Consider the following 16,418-nt stretch of genomic DNA (forward strand, 5'->3'; position numbering starts at 1 on the left):
CCGACGGCTGTATAACTTCCATTAGCGCGGCCAGTTGGTACGTATCTTTAAGCACTCATGCAGAATATGTCTTTCTTCCGGGCGCTGGGCGGCAAGGTAGTGCTGTTGGGGCTGTTGCTGAGCGCGCCGTTGCCCGCGGCCCCGTTAGCTCCGCCTTCTCAAATTCAGGTGGCGCGGCAGTTTCTGCTGGCTGTGCTACGCGGCGACTGGCCAGTAGCTTATGCTACGCTGGCGCCGGAAGTGCGCGCCCGGATGTCGGCCCGGCAGTTTCGGGAAGCTGCGCGGCCTTTGGAAGCCGGGCAACAAACCTACGGTCCAGCCATCGACCTCTATAAGTTCGGCTACCGCCTGCGCGAAGGCGAACAACCAGAGCCCTTTGTGGCCTTTACGTTCAAAGCCGACACCCTCCAAAAGCAGCCCCACCTCCAGCTCGACATTACCTTCCGCGACTCCACCGCCCGGCAAGTGCAAGGCTTTAGGGTGGTGAAATAGTGAAATGGTGAGTAGTGAGGTGGTGAGTACAGGAACGGTCATGCTGAGCGCAGTCGAAGCATGACCGTTCCTTATTTACTACCTCAGATAGCTGGGTCGGGGGGCGTGTTGGGGTTGTTGACGCGTTCTTGCTGGGGGTAGGGGTAGAAGTTGCGGGTGCGCTCGGTGAAGCTAGTGGGCGGCGCCGGGCGGCCGAAGCGGCGGCTATCTTCGAGGCGGAGGCCGCTCAGGTACAGCTCGGCGCAGCGCTGCCGGTACACTTCCAGCAGCAGGGCCTCCACGGTTTGCGGGCCAGAGTAGGCGGGCAGGCCAGCGTGCACCAGCCACGGGTCGCCGGTGGTTTGGGTGCGTACGGCGTTGATGTCTTGCAGGGCGGCCGTCAGGTTGGGGGTGGCGGCGCGCAGGTTGCACTCGGCCCGGATCAGGCGCATCTCGTCGGGCAGGTAGGCCGGAATGTCACTGGTTTGGGTGGTGAAGAAGCCAGCCAGCGTCCGTAGCTGGTCGGGGCCGCTGGTCACCACGGGGCCGGTGAGGTAGAAGCCCAGGCGCCGGTCGTCGGTTTCCACTAGGGCCGCGGGCAGCCCCAGCCGCTCACGCGGCAGAAAGTTGCGGGTAACGCTCACAGCCTGGAAGATAGGGTTAGGATTCTGGGGCGAATAAGTGAAGGCCGAGCGCACAGCTAGATTTACTTGGTTGGCAGCAGCCAGAGCCGCGGTGTAATTGCCGGCCATCAAGTTGAAGCGGGCCCGGTAGGCCTGCACGGTGTTGGGCAGGTTGAACGAGGCGCCCAGCACCTGGGCGTTGAATTCCGCCGAAGGCGGAGTGGCCGCCAGCTCCTGGCTGGCCAGGTCCAGCAGGCGCACGGCCTCTTGCAGTAGCTGCTGGCGCGGCACAAAGGCCGCGGGCGTGGGCACGGGCTGTAAGGGCGGAGTAATTGTGGAGCTGACTTGCACCGGGCCTTGCTCGAAGCCCTGGGCCACGGCGCCCAGCGCCATAGCCCGAAACAAATACGCATGAGCCAGCACGCCGCTACGGGCCGCCGCATCGGAGGCCAGCACGGTGGGTGCGGCAGTAATGATTTGCTCGGCCGCTGCCGCCACGCGGTAGGAGCGGGCAAACAGGGCCGAGGTATTGCCGTTGTTGGGCGTGAGGCCGGTGCCGCCGGCTTCCAACTCCACAATGTTGATGAAAGTGGAAATGCCTTTCACCTCGCGGGCGGTGGTACCGGTGGTAAGTATGACGGGCTCCAGCGTGGACGTGGAATAAACCTGCCGCAACCCCACACTGGCCCCGAATAGTCCCTCGCGGGTGGTCAGGGCCTGCTCATCGTCGGCGGCGTTGGGGTTGGGCAGGTCCAGGTCGCAGGCGGCCAGCGCCAGTAGCCCCGGCAGCAGGAGGTGGCGCAGGCGGCGCAGCGGGAAGGGAAACCGTTTCATATGTTGGGTTGTCGAAAGCGTAGAAAATCAGAAGGAAGCATTCAGGCCCACCGACACGGTGCGCGGAATGGGCACTTCCACGAAGTCGAAGCCGCGCACGGCGGTGCTCTGGCCGGCGGCGTTTACCTCGGGGTCGTAGCCGCTGTAGTCGGTAAACACCAGCAGGTTGCGGCCGGCTACTGACAGGCGTAGGTCGCGCAGGCCGAGCACCTTGGGCAGCAGCGTGTAGCTGACGGAGGCTTCACGCAGCTTCACGAAGGAGCCGTCTTCAATCCAGTTCTCAAACACCTGGAACAAAGCTGCGCTGGTTCCCTTGGGCACTTCGCCGCGCAGCTCAGCCTCGTAGCCGGCCAGGGAGCCGTACAGGTCCCGCTCCCCAACGCGCCGGGTGAAGTTGAACACGTCAAAATCCTGCTGGGAATCAAACTGGAGCCGGAACAGCAGGCGGTTGTTGAGCAGGGCCACTTCGTTGATGAGCGAGGCTACGTAGCGTGGGTTTGGGTCGCCGATGACTGTGTTGAGAATGGTGCCCGAGGGCTGGCCGTCGGCGGCACGCTGGGGCGTGTTGGGCCGGCCAAACGTGCCCTGAATACCTCGTTCGCGCTGGGGCAGGCCGGCGGGCGTGAGCAGCAAAGAGCCGTCGGGGTTGCGGGCGAAGTAGGTGCTGTAAAACGTGCCCAGGGGCTGGCCTTCCACAGCGGCTACCTGCCCAAACCCGCCCGGAAACGTGAGCAGGCCGCCCGGAATGTCGGTGATGCGGTTTTTATTGTGCGTGAACGTGCCCGTGACGGTCCAGCGCACGGCCTGGGCCTGCACCGGCACCACCCGCAGCAGCACTTCCACACCGCGGTTGGTCATGTTGCCGATGTTCTGGTACTGGTTGAGGTAGCCACTGCTAAAAGCCAGGTCCCGGAACAGCAGCAGGTCCCTCACGCGCTTGTTGTAGTAAGAGGCTTCCACACCCACCCGGTCGTTGAGGAAGCTGGCGTCAAAGCCGGTTTCAAACTCAATCTGACGCTCAGGCTTGAGGTTGGGGTTGCCGAGCTGGGTGGGCAGGGCCAGGCCTGGCAAGGTGCCTGCCACCACCCCGCCGAAGTTGGTGAACCGGTCGTAGGACCCGATGGCCGTGAGGTTGCCGGCTTGGCCCCAGGACGCGCGCAGCTTGAACTGGGGCACGGCGCGGGCCAGGGCGCTATTCTTCCAAAAGCTTTCCTCCGACACCACATACGAGCCGCTGAGCTTGGGGTAAAATTGAGTCCGGTTGTTGGCCCCATACACCGAAGCGGCATCTACACGGGCCGCACCGGTCAGAAACAGCCGGTTGCCCAGCCCCAGAGTCTGTTGCACAAACGCCCCTATAATCGTGCGTTCCGAGCGAAACTCGCCCGCTACAGCCACGCCGTTAAAGGTAGTTTGAATGACGGGTGCCAGCTGCTGCGACACGATGCCGGTAGTCAGAAACTCGTCCCACTGCAGGGTGCCGCCCAGCGTAGTCGTGGATTGCAGCCACTCCGCGAAGCTGCGGCGGTAGTTCAGCGTGAGGTCGTTGTTGATGAGGTTGGCCGTGCGGTCGGCGCGGCGGGCGTAGCCGGCGCCGTAGCCGGGCGTGGTGTTGTTTGGCGGAATGAAGGCCGTGCCCACCTGCGTGCTGGCATCGTAGCCGAGCACGTAATCCACCGAAAAGCCCTCGAAAGGCGTGAGGCTGAGCTGGGCGTCGCCGATGAAGCGGGAAGTCTGCTGCCGGAAGTCGAAGCGGTTGATGGCTTCCAGCGGGTTGGTGCGCAGCACAATGGCCACCGGCGAGGTGCTGGGGTAACGCCCGGTGGCCGGGTCGGGGCTGGGGTCAATGTAGTTGTTGGCGAAGATGAAGCCGGTGAGGGCGCCGTAGGCTTCGTTGATGCCGCCGTTGGGTATTTCGCGGCTGCGGCTGAGCGTGTAGTTGGCCCCCACGCTCAGGCTGGCCTTAGTGCCCAGGTTTTGCTGAAGCCGGACCCGGCCCCCGCCCCGGCTGAAGTCTGTGCTTTGCACAATGCCCTGGTTGCGAAAGTAATTGCCGGAGGCAAAGTACTTGGTGCTCGTGCTGCCGCCCGTAATGGATACGTAGTTGTCGGTGCCCGTGGCCGTCCGGAAAATCTGGTCCTGGTAGTCGTAGCGCGTCACCGGCACCTGGGTTGGGTCGGTAGCCGTGAAAGTGGCGAAGCGGAACGGGTACTGGTTGTAGGGCAGCTTGCGGCGAATTTCCGACACCAGAAACTGCGACGACGCTGTAACCTGGGGCTTGCCTTCCTTGCCGCGCTTGGTGAAAATCTGCACCACGCCATTTGAAGCGCGGGAGCCGTAGATAGCCGCTGCCGCCGCGCCTTTTATCACCTCCACCCGCTCAATATCGTTGGGGCTGATGTCGACGAGCCGATTCTGCGCGTAGCCGCCCAGGTCGAGCAGTTGGGGTGAGTCGTTGTTGACAATCACCCCGTCGATGATGTAGAGCGGATCGGAAGAGCCGGCTACGGTGCTGGGTCCGCGCAGGCGCACCGAAATGCCACCGGCGGGGTTGCCGGAGTTCTGGGTGATTTGCACGCCGGCAAACTTGCCCTGCAAAGCTTGGTCTATCTGAGTGGGCACGGCCGTGCGCAGCTCGTCGCCGCTCACTGTGGCAATGGTGTTGCCGAGCTGCTTCTTGCTGGTAGCCACCGAGGTGCCGGTTACTACCACGTCGTTCAGGCGCACCAAATCCTCTTGCAAGGTCACGTCTGGCACGGTTACGGTGGTTTCGGCGCCCAGCGTCACGGGGCGGCGCACCGGCCGGTAGCCTACCGAGCTGACTTCGAGCTGATAGACGCCCGGCGCCAGGTTGGCCGTCAGCTCATATCCGCCATCAACGCCGGAACTGGCCCCTAGCACGGTGTTGAGCAGACGCACGGTGGCGCCGGGCAGGCCTTCGGAGCGGGCATCCAGCACGCGCCCGCGCACGGTGTAGCGCGGGTTGGGCTGCGCCGCGCCCGGCCACGCGGCGCTCAGCAGCAACAGCAACAGAAGCCAGCGCCCAAAATGCCGGGCGCTGGCCAGTAAGTAGGGGTGAGGCATACAAGTGGGAATTGGAGGAAAGGAAAAAGAATGGCTTGCTGCTGAGGCGTGAAATGTCCTCAGCAGCAAGCCATTAAACATAATAAATTTTTCACCCCCACTCCCTGGAGCTACAAGCCTCAAGTTGCAAGCACTGGTAATGCAGCTTGTCGCTTGCAGCCTGAGGCTTGTAGCTCCAGGGGATGGGGTCAACCCGGCCAGGAAATCTTGCCCATGGTTACGGCGGGCACGCGCTGGCGGCCGGCCCCGATGCTCACGGGCTGTCCGGCTACGGCTTCGTTGGCCAGCACCGCAAACAGCACGGCCTCTTTGGCGTCGGGCAGCACGCCCAGCGCCTCGGTGGTGGCAAAGTGGCAGGCGGGCAGGTGGCGTTGCAGGGCCTGCCGCAGGGCAGGGTTGTGGGCCCCGCCGCCGCTCACGTACACGGCCGCGGCCGGCTGAGGCCCGAAGGCCTGGCGGGCGGCAGCTGCCACACCCTGGGCGCTCAGCTCCACCAGCGTGGCCAGCAGGTCTTCCACGCGCAACTGCTGGGTACCGGTGCGCGCCTGAGCATCGGCCAGATAAGCCGCGCCAAACAGCTCGGGGCCGGTGGTTTTGGGTAGGGGAGCCCGGAAGAACGGATGGTCGAGCAGAGCGGCCAGCAGAGCGGGGTGCACCTGCCCGGCCGCGGCCAGGCGGCCGTCCTCGTCGTAGGCCAGGTGCGGAAAGTGGGCCCGCACGGTGGCATCGAGCAGGGTGTTGCCGGGGCCAGTGTCGGTGCTGAAGGCGGGGCTGGCATCCGGGCCAGTACGGGGTAGGTAGGTGAAGTTGGCAATGCCGCCCAGGTTGAGCAGCAGCCGCTCCTCCAGGGGGCTGCTCAGCAGCAGATAGTCGCCGTACGCGGCCAGGGGGGCGCCTTCGCCGCCGGCAGCCAGGTGCTTTTGCCGAAAGTCGCTCAGGGTGATGATGCCCGTGCCCACGGCCACATGGTCGCCGTCGCCGAGCTGGAGGGTGGCGTTGAGGCTGGGAAAGTCGGGGCGCCGGTGCTGGTGGTGGGGGGCGTGGTACACGGTCTGGCCGTGGCTGGCTACCAGGTCCACCTCGGCGGCGGGCACCTGCCAGGCGTGCAGGCACTCCAGAATCATCCGGGCGTGGCGGCGGCCCAACCAGGCGTGCAGCAGCGTCAGGTACTCCAGGCTCACCTGCTCGCGCGCAAACACCTCCTGCACCCGCCCGCGCAAGTCGTCATCGTACGCCACTGTTGTGAAGTGCTCCAGCTCCAGCCGGGTGCCGCGGCCGTGCCCGTGCAGGCGGCACAGCGCCACATCCAGCCCATCCAGCGAAGTACCCGACATCAGCCCGATAATGCGGCGGCTGGGCTGCTGCGCAATCTGATGTAGGCGCACGAGATATGGATTCATAATGAGTTTTGTGCTGTTTACTGCTGACTAATAATGCCGAAAGCAGGGTGAAACATTTTTTATACTTTTTAGTGCTGATGGAGTTGATTTCAGGCGCACTAAAGAGTGTTCGAGAAGCTCAAGTAAAGGAATTGAAAAAGCCCCGCTACAGGTAGCAGGGCTGTAAGATGCCTCGCGAAGCTGTACTTCGCGAGGCGTTAGAAGGATATCATAGAACGACTTGGTTCTGACGTCTCGCGCAGTACAGCTTCGCGTTACAAAATCTTCTTGCCGCTCATAGCCTGGCTGATGCTGATGTTCATGACGCGCTCGGCGAAGGGGCGGGTTAGCTCTTCCAGCTCGTCCACGGCTTTCAGGATGGTGTCCTTGTCTTTGGTTTCCAAAGCTGCTTTCAGCTCTTCCACGCCGGCCTGGGTTTGGGCGGTTTCGTTGGGAGTGAGGTGCTGGCCGTTTTTCGCCACGAACCGCTCCACCTGGTAGAGCATCTGCTCGGCTACGGTGCGGGCTTCAATGACCATGCGCGCCGACACATCCTCGCGGGCGTGGGTCAGCGAATCCATCAGCATCTGCTCCACCTGCTCATCGGTAAGGCCGTACTGGGGTTTGATTTCCACGGCTTGGCGGGTGCCGGAGCGCAACTCAACGGCTTCGACTTTCAGGATGCCGTCGGCGTTCAGAATGAAATTCACGTCCACCTTGGGCAGGCCGGCAGGCATGGCCGGGATGCCGCGCAGGTCGAACTCGGCCAGCTTGCGGTTTTCTTTCACCAGGTCCCGCTCGCCCTGGTACACCGAAATCTTCAGGTTCACCTGCCCATCCACGGAGGTGGTGTACTGGCGGCCGGCCTTGGTCGGGATTTTGGAGTTGCGCGGAATGATGGGGTCCATGAGGCCGCCCAGGGTTTCGATGCCCAGGGTGAGGGGCGTCACGTCCAGCAGCAGCACGTCGCGGCGGTTGCCGGCCAGGATGTCGGCCTGGATGGCTGCCCCCAGAGCTACCACTTCGTCGGGGTTGAGGGAGTTGTTGGCCGGCTGCTGAAAGAACGTCGATACCGACTCGTACACCAGCGGCACGCGGGTAGAGCCGCCCACCAGCAGCACGGCGTCCAGGGCCGCGGGCGTGAGCTTGGCATCCTGGAGGGCCTGCCGGCACGAAGTCAGCGTCCGGTCCACCAGGGGCCGAATCAGCTCGTCGAACTCCGGCCGAGTCAGGCGCACCACCAGGTCGTCGCCCAGGTTGCCGGCAAAGTCGTCGTGCTGGCTTAGGTAGCGTTTCGCCGACTCGGCCAGCAGACGCAGCTCTTGTTGTAGAGGCACGTTGCCGGCCAGTGTCGCCGGCAGGTTGTACTGCTGGGTCCAGTGCTCGATGATGGTCCGGTCCAGGTCGTCGCCACCGAGGTAGGTGTCGCCGTTAGTGCTCAGCACCTCGAAAATGCCCTGCTGAATGCGCAAAATGCTCACGTCGAAGGTGCCGCCGCCCAGGTCGTACACGGCCACGGTTTTCTCCTCGTCGGGTGAGAGGCCGATGCCGTAGGCCAGGGCCGCGGCGGTGGGCTCGTTCACGATGCGCAGCACCTCCAGCCCGGCCAGGCGGCCGGCGTCGCGGGTGGCCTGGCGCTGGGAGTCGTTGAAGTAGGCCGGCACGGTGATGACGGCCTTGTTGACCGGCGTTTTGAGGGCGTGCTCGGCGCGGGCCCGCAGCTCCTTCAGAATCTCCGCCGACAACTCGATGGGCGAATAGAACCGGTCCCCGACCCGAATTTTTACCAGGCCCTCGGAGTCGTCGTCAATCACCTTGTAGCCCAGCTCCTGGGCGTGCTGGCCCAGGTCGCGGTAGGACTTGCCCAGCAGGCGCTTCACCGAGTAAATCGTGTTCTGCGGGCTGGTGAGCAGGTAGTCCTTGGCTTCGGTGCCCACGATGGGCGCTCCGCCGTCCGGGGGGAAGTGCACCACCGAGGGCACAATGGTACCCCGGCCCTGGTCGTTGATAGCCAGGGGCTGGCGGGTGTCGGGATGGATGTAGGCCACCAGGGAGTTGGTAGTACCCAGGTCGATGCCGACGATGATTTCTTCCTGCTGAAGACTACCCGTGGAAAGGTTGATTGCAACTTTGGCCATAAGCGGAAAACGCGCCGAAGCGCGCTGAGAAGAGGCGAAACAAATGGGGTACGGCCCTAATAACCAGCAAGCCGCCCGAAAGGCACAAAAGTACAGAACAAATCCTCGGCCTCTTGCGCCAGCCAGGCCGAATGCAGACCTTGGGCAAGGCGTTGGAAAGCACCGAATTGAAATTCAGCGCTACACCTTACGAGCCGCTCCGTTTATGTTTCCAGCCTGGCCCACCTCCTACGCTACCATCCTACTTGGCCTAGCCTTGGCCGGCTGCCAAGCCACCACGGCTACCGAAACACCCGTTGCGGCCGCAGTTACGGCCGTTCCAGCAGGGCCGGCTGCCGCGCCAGTCACGCCCGATTCGCTGCGCCTGACGCCTACGACGCCCATGCCTGACCTGCCCGACTCAATACGGCAGGCCGTGCGGCGCCTGCACGCCCAACTGGGCCCCGAAGCTGCCACGCTGCGCCCCGAGGTGCTGGAACAGGCCTGTGTGGGCTACCTCACGCTGCGCCGGGCCGGCCGCATCAGCCATGGCGGCATTCTGGCCGTGGCCGACATGGACCTGCCATCTTCCGAGCCGCGGCTGTGGGTGCTGGACGTACGCAAGGCCGAAGTGCTGCACCGCAGCCACGTGGCCCACGGCCGCGGCTCCGGATACTTGCGCGCCCGGCGCTTCTCCAACACCATGAAGTCGGCGTGCACGTCCCTGGGTTTCTACCGCACCCAGGACACCTACCAGGGCAAGCACGGCCTCTCGCGCCGCCTCCGTGGCCTCGACCCTGGCCAGAACGACAATGCCCTGCGCCGCTACGTGGTGCTGCACGCCGCCGACTACGCCAGCCAGGACCACCTGCGGCGCCACGGGCAGCTAGGCTACAGCCGCGGCTGCCCCGCACTCCCGCCCGACCAGTACCGCGCCATCATTCAAGCTGTGGGTGAAGGTAGCTGCCTCTTCCTGAGCGGCCCCGGTCTGGCGTCGAAGTGGCTGGACGGAGAGGCTGCCGCCCGGCAGTGGGCGGCGCGAGGGTGGCGGTAGCAAGCCATTACATCGTATGAAATTCGCTAACCGCATCCGCGTCGAGTTCGAGCAACCTAGTCACGGTTGGTTGCCGACTAAAGTTGTTATGAATGACTTCGAGTTAGAAATGGCTGCTTCGAATGTCCCCGTAAACCCAATTTATTTGCTGTATACGGCAATTATGGATGTGGTAAATGGGTCAGAGGCTACCGTTTGGTGGCACTTGGAACCAGCAGGCTATTACTTCAAATTCACTCGGCCGGAGCCACAACTGTATCGGCTTGTTATTAGCTTCGCCACGGATCATCAGCAGGCGCCAACATTTATTTATGGAATCAAGGGAAGTGCCGCTGACATTATCCTGCCGTTTTGCCGGGCCATCAAAAAACTGGCTTCATTTAAGCATGACGAGCATGATTGGCCCAAGCTTGAAAAAAAGCAGCTGGTTCGCCTGACTGATCTTATTAGCGCACTGAAAAACGTAGCATGAAAAAGCGCCGCTGGAAACCCAGCGGCGCTTTTTGCCAACAGCGAGTTGAGACCTTACCTCACCACTACCTTACGGCTGAGGTGCAGTTCCGGCACGTGCAGCTGATACACACCGGCGGGCAGGGCGCGCTGCACCGTCAGGCGCTCCTCTGAGGAGCCGGGGTAAAGGCGAATGGGCTGCTCGTGCACCACGCGGCCAGTCAGGTCCAGTAGGCGCAGGGTGGCGTGCACTTCCTGCGGCGACTGTACTACCACGTCGATGCGGTCGGCGGCGGTGGGGTTGGGGTAGACCAGCAGGTCGGCGGTGGTTACTTCGGCCGGGGTGGGGCTAGCCGTTGGGCTTTCGCGCAGGGCGGTGGTGCTGAGCACGGCCGGGGCGGTGTAGGTGGCCTTCACGAAGGCCCGCTGGGCGGGGTTGGCGCTGGAGGCATTCTTGGCGCGCAGCGTAATCCAGCCGGTGGCCGTGGGCGTGTAGGTGCCCGTGAGCGTGCCCGTGCCGGTGCGGCTGCTCAGCACGGTGCCGCTGCCGTTCACCAGCTCCACCGTCAGGCTGCGGGCCGCGTCGGTCGGGTACAGGGTGTAGGTGACGGTTTTGCCCGAGGCGGCGAAGATGCGGCCCGCCGTGCGGGTAGCCGTAGACGAGGCCGGCAGCTGCCCGCCCTGGCGCAAGGAGCGGGAATCATTGTCGCCCAAGTCGTCGGCCAACTCCCATTCGTGGGTGGTGGTCAGGGCCGGGCGCGAGTAGGCCGGCGGCGCCGTCACGGGCGCCCACACCGAGTAGCCGCGCCGCCCGCCGGTGGCCGTGCCGTTGCAGGGCGGGGTGTTGATAGCCACGGTCTGGGCGCTGCTCACCGTCACGGTGGCCGTGCCGTTGGCGCCGGAGTAGTCCTTGAGCACAGTACCGGCCGGGAAGTCGCAGCTCACCGTGTGGTTCTGCCAGGCCGAGAAGTTGTCGTTGATGCCGATGATGGCCTTGGTGCTGCGCTCCACTACAAGGTGGTCCTGGGCCTGGTAGCGCACTTTGTAGGCCCCATCCTTGAAGCGCAGGTTCTGGTGGCACCAAATCAGGTTTTCGATGTCCGGCCGTACGGGCAGGTCGGTGGTGGAGGTGGGCTGGTGCGAAAACCGCTTGCCCGTGCCACCCACGTTAAACAGGTCCTCAAAGAAAATCTGCGGGGAGCCGTCCAGGGCCAGGGCCGCCGCGTAAGCCGCCGACAAGCGGATATCGAACGGGTCGATGTGCGGGGCCAGCTCCGAGCCGGTGTTCCAGCCAGTGTAGGTGCCGGTGCTACTGAGCTGGGGCCGGAACGTGTCGTGGTTGTTCACGAAAGGCACGGTGCGGTGCACGTACTGCCCGCCCTGGTACACCACCCGGCGGCCCTGCTGGTAGCCCGGCAACGAGCCCAAATCGAAGTTGCCGCCCCCGCTCACAATGTTGTAGAGGCCGTTGCGCAGGCTGAAGTCGAAGGTGCCGGCGCGGTCCTGCACGTTGGTGCACCACTGGTCGAGCTGGCCCGAGCCGCCCACAAATTCGCCCACGGCAAACATGGCGGCGCCCCCATTGGCCCAGCCGGCATTGCTCTGCAGATTATAGAGGAAGTCTTCGGTGGCAAAGTCGGGGAAGTGCTTCACGGCGTCCAGGCGCACCCCGTCGAAGCCCACCTGCTTTTTATACCACACCAGCCAGTTGCGCATGTTGGTGCGCATGTAGTCGGCGCTTTGGGTGGGGTTGAAGGTGGCGTTGGAGCTTTGGCCGTAGGAGCCGTTGTAGAAGCTCACGTCGGGCCCGAACAGAATCTGGTTCCAGTCGCCGGAAGTAGAGTTGTTGCCGGGGTTGGGGTTGAAGTTCTGCCAGTTTTTCGGGAAGCGGCCGTTGCGGGCCAGGTAGTTGGCGGCGTCTTCGGCGGCGGCGGGCCGGGTGTAGCTCACGTAGCGGAAGTTCTTGTACTTGCTGGTGGTGTTGTCTTCCCAGGCCGCCGGGTCTTGGCCGCCCGCGCCGTTCTGGGAGCCGGCATTGTCTACGTGGTTGAGCACCACGTCCTGCACTACCTCAATGCCATTGGCGTGCAACACGGCCACGGCCCGCAGCAGCTCGTCTTTGGTACCCAGGCGCGTCGGCAGGAAGCCTTTTTGGTACTTGTCGCCGAGGTCGTAGTGGTCGAAGGGCGAGTAGCCGTTGCCCTGGTTGCCGTTCTTGATGCTCGGCGGCAGCCACACAGCGTCGATGCCCATGCTCTTCAGGCGAGGGGCCAGCACGGCTACGTAATTAGCCCAGCCGTTGGGGTAGTTGGAGTTCCAGTAGTCCCACCAAAAACCTTGGAGGACAACTTTTTGGGCGCGGGCGGGCTGCGCGCCCAGCAATAGCAGCGCCACGGTCGCGCCTGACAGGGCGCGCACCCAGGAAGTAGAAAACAGCATGTGGGAGGGTGGGAAAAGTGGTGGGAAAAAAGCGGTAAGAAAAGAGCAGAATTAGGCTCGCAGAAGCACGTTGAGCATTGTGGGGCGGAAAAGGTAATAGGAGGAATCATAGATGAAAACAGTTGCCAAAATTTTATAAGATCGGCCGTACTGGCTTTTGTACAATATCCGCCCCTGTTGAGCTGCCGGAATCAATTCGGAAGACTGGGAGTTGAAAGAAGCAGCTACCTCGGCGCAGGTGTATCATTCACTCACGACCTGCGTATAGGCCGTAAACGACTTGGTCGTTTGCTGAAACAGAAAAGCCAGTGTTCTGCAACCGAAAACGAACTTGTGTAGATGGAAACTCAGAGTGTAGTTCGCCGCCAGCGTAAGAAGCTGCGTACCCGCCGCATGGTGCGCCGGGTGTTGCCGTTTGTGGCTTCGTTGTTTTTGGCTACGCCCCTGGCCGCGCCCGTTGCCAAGACGCAGGCTGCCACGGCCGGCGCCGAAACCCGCCTGCCTTCCCCGGAGGCCATGAAAACCGCCCTGTTCAGCCAGCGCCTGCACGATTTGTACCGCGACTTGGGCGTGGAGCAGCAGGGCCTGCGCTACGAGGTGTTCGAGAGAGCCATGACCGGCTACCTCAACCTCGAAAACGAGGGCAAGCTCAGCGACAAGCAGCTGCTCACCGTGGTAGATTTCAGTTTGCCTTCTACTCAGAAGCGCCTGTGGGTATTGGACTTGGCTCAGCGCCAAGTGAAGTTTCACACGCTGGTAGCCCACGGCCACAACTCGGGCGAGAACATAGCTACCAACTTCTCCAACGAGAATGAGTCGAACATGAGCAGCCTGGGTTTCTACGTGACCCAGGGCGAATACCAGGGCAAGCACGGCCGTTCCCTCAAGCTGCAAGGCGTGGACGAAGGCTTTAACACCAACGCCATGATGCGCTCCGTGGTCATGCACGGCGCTGAGTACGTGAGCGAAGACTTCATCCGCCAGTATGGCCGCCTGGGCCGCAGCCTCGGCTGCCCGGCCATTCCCATGGACCAGAAAGACGAAATCATCGAAGCCGTGGAGGGCCGCACCTGCCTGTTTCTTAACGGCCCCAACGACCACTATTCGTCCAAGTACCTGAACCAGGACGTTGCCATGAACACGCTGCTGTCGGCAAGCAGCTAATGACTGCGTAGTGTACTAACGTACCTCTTGATTAGTGTTGTTTTTTAAAAGCTCTGACTTGGTGGTCGGAGCTTTTTTTATGAAAAAGATTCTTTGGTGAAAGTAGCAAAGGCGGTAAAAGGCTATTCCCAAGGGCAGTCTAATGGGTGGGTGCTCCTCACTATAGGTGGGGGCAAATGGGTGTCTTGGAAAATGTTCACCATGAAAAGGAGTGGGTTGATAGTTGAATAATCCAAGCCTATCGAAATAATGATACTTCACTCACAGCTTTATGGTACTTACAGGATCTTACACCAGACAGGGCTGCGCCCTGTAAAAGCTCTCTTTTTCTACTCACACACTCCTGTATGCATCACAAGTATACCCCTACCTTGGCTGGCTTGCTGCTCTGCGGCCTGCTTGGGCCCGGTGCCCAAGCCCAGCAACAACCCTCCAAAACCCTGGCCGAAGATGGCTCGCCAGTGCTGGTGCAGCTGAAAGGCGGCAACGCGTATGGCCTGGGTAATGCGCAGCAGGCACTAACCGAGCAATTGGGCCTCAAGTCCGACGACTACATGCGGCGCGCTACTGCAGAGATTGACGAGCTGGGCTTCGTTCACGAGAAGTACTCCCAATTCTATAAAGGAATCAAGGTAGAGCACGCTGACTACACCGTTCACGCCCACCAGGGCAAGGTGGAGAGCTTGAGTGGTCATTTCAAGCGCATCACAAACCTGAGTGTTGTGCCCACCCTCACGGAGCAGGTAGCCTTGCAGCGCGCCCTGGCTTTCGTGGGTGCACAGAAATACATGTGGCAGGACCCAGCCGAAGAAGCCGGCCTCAAGCAGCAGGAAAACAACCCCGCCGCTACCTACAAGCCCCAGGGTGAGCTCGTGATAGTGGGCGACCGACGCGGCGGCGAGGGCAGTGCCAACTTCGACCGCCCGGTGCTGGCCTGGAAGTTCAACGTGTACGCCCAGCAGCCGATGAGCCGCGCCTACATCTACGTGGACGCCCGCTCGGGCGAAATCGTGCTGCAGGACGCCATCATTAAGCACGCGGCGGCCACCGGCTCGTTTGCTACCCGCTACAGTAGCACCCAGAGCGCCTCTACTGACAGCTACAACAGCTCGTACCGCCTGCGCGACTACACCCGCGGCAATGGCGTTGAGATTTACAACGCCCGCAAGAGTAACAGCCTAACCGGCTCCGTCGACTTCACCGACGCCGACAACAACTGGACCGAGTACAACAACACCAACGTCGACAACGTGGCCCTCGACGCCATGTGGGGCGCGCAGGCGACCTACGACTATTGGAAAACCAAGCACAACCGCAACAGCTACAACAACGCCGGCGCCGTTATCAAAGGCTACGTGCACTTCGACGACACCCCCGGCGACGGCAAAGGCATGGACAACGCTTACTGGAACGGCTCGGTGATGTTGTTCGGCGACGGGTACCAGCAGTTTAAGCCCATGGGCGCCCTCGACGTGACGGCCCACGAAATCGGTCATGCCGTGTGCAGCTCCACGGCGGCGCTGGTGTACCAGGCCGAGTCCGGTGCCCTCAACGAAGGCTTCTCCGACATTTGGGGCGCTTGCGTGGAAAGCTTTAAGACGACTACCAAGCAAACCTGGTTGGTAGGTGAGGAAATCGTGACCCAGGGTGTTGCGGCTCGCTCAATGAGCAACCCAAAATCCTTGGGCCAGCCAGCTTACTACAAAGGCCAGTACTGGTTCACGAACACGGGCGTGTACACGCAGGCCACCGACTACGGCGGGGTGCACATTAACAGCGGGGTGATGAACCACTGGTTCTACATCCTGAGCGTGGGCAAGAGCGGCACCAACGAAGGCGGCTACTCCTACAGCGTCACCGGCATCGGCATGGACAAAGCGGCTAAAATTGCCTTCCGTACCGAAAGCGTGTACCTGACTTCAACCAGTACCTTCGCCAATGCCCGCACTTATTCCATTCAGGCCGCTACCGACCTGTACGGCGCCGGCTCGGCCGAGGTAATTGCCACCACCAACGCCTGGTACGCTGTGGGCGTGGGCGGTGCTTACGGCGGCGCCACGGCCGCGCCCGTTGCGTACTGCGCCTCCAATGGCAACGACAACAACTCCGGGTGGATTGATCTGGTCAATATCGGCGCCATCAACCGTAGCTCGGGCAAGGACGCCGGCGGCTACTACAACGGCACGGCCAGCAGCACCAGCGTAGCCCCTGGCTCGTCGCAGACGTTGTACTTCAGCGCCGGTTTCGCTACCACCGGCACAGCTTACTGGAAGATCTTCGTCGACTGGAACCAGGACAAAGACTTTGCCGATGCCGGTGAACTGCTGGGCGGTGGCTCCAACACCAGTGCCAGCACGCTCAACTTTACGTTTACGGTGCCTACCACAGCCAAAACCGGCAACACCCGCCTGCGCGTGTCGATGAGCAGCGCGGATCAGCCCAGTTGCGGCTCCTTTGCGTACGGCGAAGTAGAGGATTATACGCTCAGTGTGAGCAGCACGACCAGTACGGCTTTTGCCGGCTTGGGCAGCGGCTCGTCGAGCAATGCCGCCACCGACCAACTGGAGGTCTATCCTAACCCTGTGAAGGACGTGCTGCACCTAGTGCTGCCTGCCAACGCTGCTGTAACCTCAGTGGAGGTTCTGGACGTGCACGGGCGGCGGGTAGCGGACCTGCCTTACCGGGCAGATGGGCAGCTGAACGTGAGCAACCTAGCCAAAGGCATGTACACCGTGGCCGTGAGCGACGGGCAGCGAGTGTTCCACCAGCGCTTCGTGAAAGACTAGTCGGGTATTTATACGCA

General features: G+C 62.4%; 10 protein-coding genes. 5 read left to right on the forward strand and 5 right to left on the reverse strand.

What is annotated here, in order from left to right:
* The first annotated feature begins 57 nt into the window (after nucleotides 1-57).
* On the forward strand, nucleotides 58-492 hold the full coding sequence (locus OIS53_RS18220; RefSeq protein WP_264679997.1) for a hypothetical protein: 435 nt from the start codon (nucleotides 58-60) through the stop codon (nucleotides 490-492).
* Nucleotides 493-575: 83 nt separating this feature from the next.
* Here OIS53_RS18220 and OIS53_RS18225 read toward each other — a convergent pair whose 3' ends face one another.
* From OIS53_RS18225 to hscA, 4 genes are all read right to left on the reverse strand, one after another.
* Nucleotides 576-1,928: a RagB/SusD family nutrient uptake outer membrane protein gene (locus OIS53_RS18225; protein ID WP_264679998.1), complete on the reverse strand. Its 1,353-nt coding sequence runs from the start codon at nucleotides 1,926-1,928 to the stop codon at nucleotides 576-578.
* 27 nt (nucleotides 1,929-1,955) lie between these two features.
* Entirely contained in the window at nucleotides 1,956-5,012 is a 3,057-nt protein-coding gene (locus OIS53_RS18230; RefSeq protein ID WP_264679999.1) for a SusC/RagA family TonB-linked outer membrane protein, read from the reverse strand.
* 188 nt (nucleotides 5,013-5,200) lie between these two features.
* Complete coding sequence (locus tag OIS53_RS18235) at nucleotides 5,201-6,412, reverse strand: anhydro-N-acetylmuramic acid kinase (RefSeq protein WP_264680000.1); 1,212 nt, start codon at nucleotides 6,410-6,412, stop codon at nucleotides 5,201-5,203.
* A gap of 254 nt (nucleotides 6,413-6,666) precedes the next feature.
* Nucleotides 6,667-8,529, reverse strand: a complete 1,863-nt coding sequence (gene hscA, locus OIS53_RS18240; RefSeq protein WP_264680001.1) for a Fe-S protein assembly chaperone HscA — start codon at nucleotides 8,527-8,529, stop codon at nucleotides 6,667-6,669.
* A gap of 205 nt (nucleotides 8,530-8,734) precedes the next feature.
* On the opposite strand from hscA, the gene OIS53_RS18245 reads away from it, so the two are divergent.
* Both OIS53_RS18245 and OIS53_RS18250 read left to right on the forward strand, forming a co-directional pair.
* Nucleotides 8,735-9,562 carry a murein L,D-transpeptidase catalytic domain family protein gene (locus OIS53_RS18245; RefSeq protein WP_264680002.1) on the forward strand — a complete coding sequence of 276 codons (828 nt, stop codon included), beginning with the start codon at nucleotides 8,735-8,737 and terminating at the stop codon, nucleotides 9,560-9,562.
* Between the two features lie 16 nt (nucleotides 9,563-9,578).
* A complete protein-coding gene (locus OIS53_RS18250; RefSeq protein WP_264680003.1) occupies nucleotides 9,579-10,034 on the forward strand; it encodes a hypothetical protein in 456 nt (151 codons plus the stop codon).
* Nucleotides 10,035-10,087: 53 nt separating this feature from the next.
* Here OIS53_RS18250 and OIS53_RS18255 read toward each other — a convergent pair whose 3' ends face one another.
* Nucleotides 10,088-12,451, reverse strand: a complete 2,364-nt coding sequence (locus OIS53_RS18255; RefSeq protein WP_264680004.1) for an alpha-amylase family glycosyl hydrolase — start codon at nucleotides 12,449-12,451, stop codon at nucleotides 10,088-10,090.
* A 339-nt stretch (nucleotides 12,452-12,790) separates the two neighbouring features.
* Here OIS53_RS18255 and OIS53_RS18260 point away from each other — a divergent pair, with 339 nt between their 5' ends.
* Both OIS53_RS18260 and OIS53_RS18265 read left to right on the forward strand, forming a co-directional pair.
* Complete coding sequence (locus OIS53_RS18260; RefSeq protein ID WP_264680005.1) at nucleotides 12,791-13,615, forward strand: murein L,D-transpeptidase catalytic domain family protein; 825 nt, start codon at nucleotides 12,791-12,793, stop codon at nucleotides 13,613-13,615.
* A 347-nt stretch (nucleotides 13,616-13,962) separates the two neighbouring features.
* Nucleotides 13,963-16,401 carry a M4 family metallopeptidase gene (locus tag OIS53_RS18265; protein WP_264680006.1) on the forward strand — a complete coding sequence of 813 codons (2,439 nt, stop codon included), beginning with the start codon at nucleotides 13,963-13,965 and terminating at the stop codon, nucleotides 16,399-16,401.
* Nucleotides 16,402-16,418 lie beyond the last annotated feature (17 nt).

The sequence above is a fragment of the Hymenobacter sp. YIM 151500-1 genome (assembly GCF_025979885.1).
GTDB lineage: Bacteria > Bacteroidota > Bacteroidia > Cytophagales > Hymenobacteraceae > Hymenobacter.

Coding starts and splice junctions, on each gene's coding strand:
- OIS53_RS18245 (WP_264680002.1), top strand. CDS start 8,735: ATGTTTCCAGCCTGGCCCACCTCCTACGCTACCATCCTACTTGGCCTA.
- OIS53_RS18260 (WP_264680005.1), top strand. CDS start 12,791: ATGGAAACTCAGAGTGTAGTTCGCCGCCAGCGTAAGAAGCTGCGTACC.
- OIS53_RS18265 (WP_264680006.1), top strand. CDS start 13,963: ATGCATCACAAGTATACCCCTACCTTGGCTGGCTTGCTGCTCTGCGGC.
- OIS53_RS18220 (WP_264679997.1), top strand. CDS start 58: ATGCAGAATATGTCTTTCTTCCGGGCGCTGGGCGGCAAGGTAGTGCTG.
- hscA (WP_264680001.1), bottom strand. CDS start 8,529: ATGGCCAAAGTTGCAATCAACCTTTCCACGGGTAGTCTTCAGCAGGAA.
- OIS53_RS18255 (WP_264680004.1), bottom strand. CDS start 12,451: ATGCTGTTTTCTACTTCCTGGGTGCGCGCCCTGTCAGGCGCGACCGTG.
- OIS53_RS18225 (WP_264679998.1), bottom strand. CDS start 1,928: ATGAAACGGTTTCCCTTCCCGCTGCGCCGCCTGCGCCACCTCCTGCTG.
- OIS53_RS18230 (WP_264679999.1), bottom strand. CDS start 5,012: ATGCCTCACCCCTACTTACTGGCCAGCGCCCGGCATTTTGGGCGCTGG.
- OIS53_RS18250 (WP_264680003.1), top strand. CDS start 9,579: ATGAAATTCGCTAACCGCATCCGCGTCGAGTTCGAGCAACCTAGTCAC.
- OIS53_RS18235 (WP_264680000.1), bottom strand. CDS start 6,412: ATGAATCCATATCTCGTGCGCCTACATCAGATTGCGCAGCAGCCCAGC.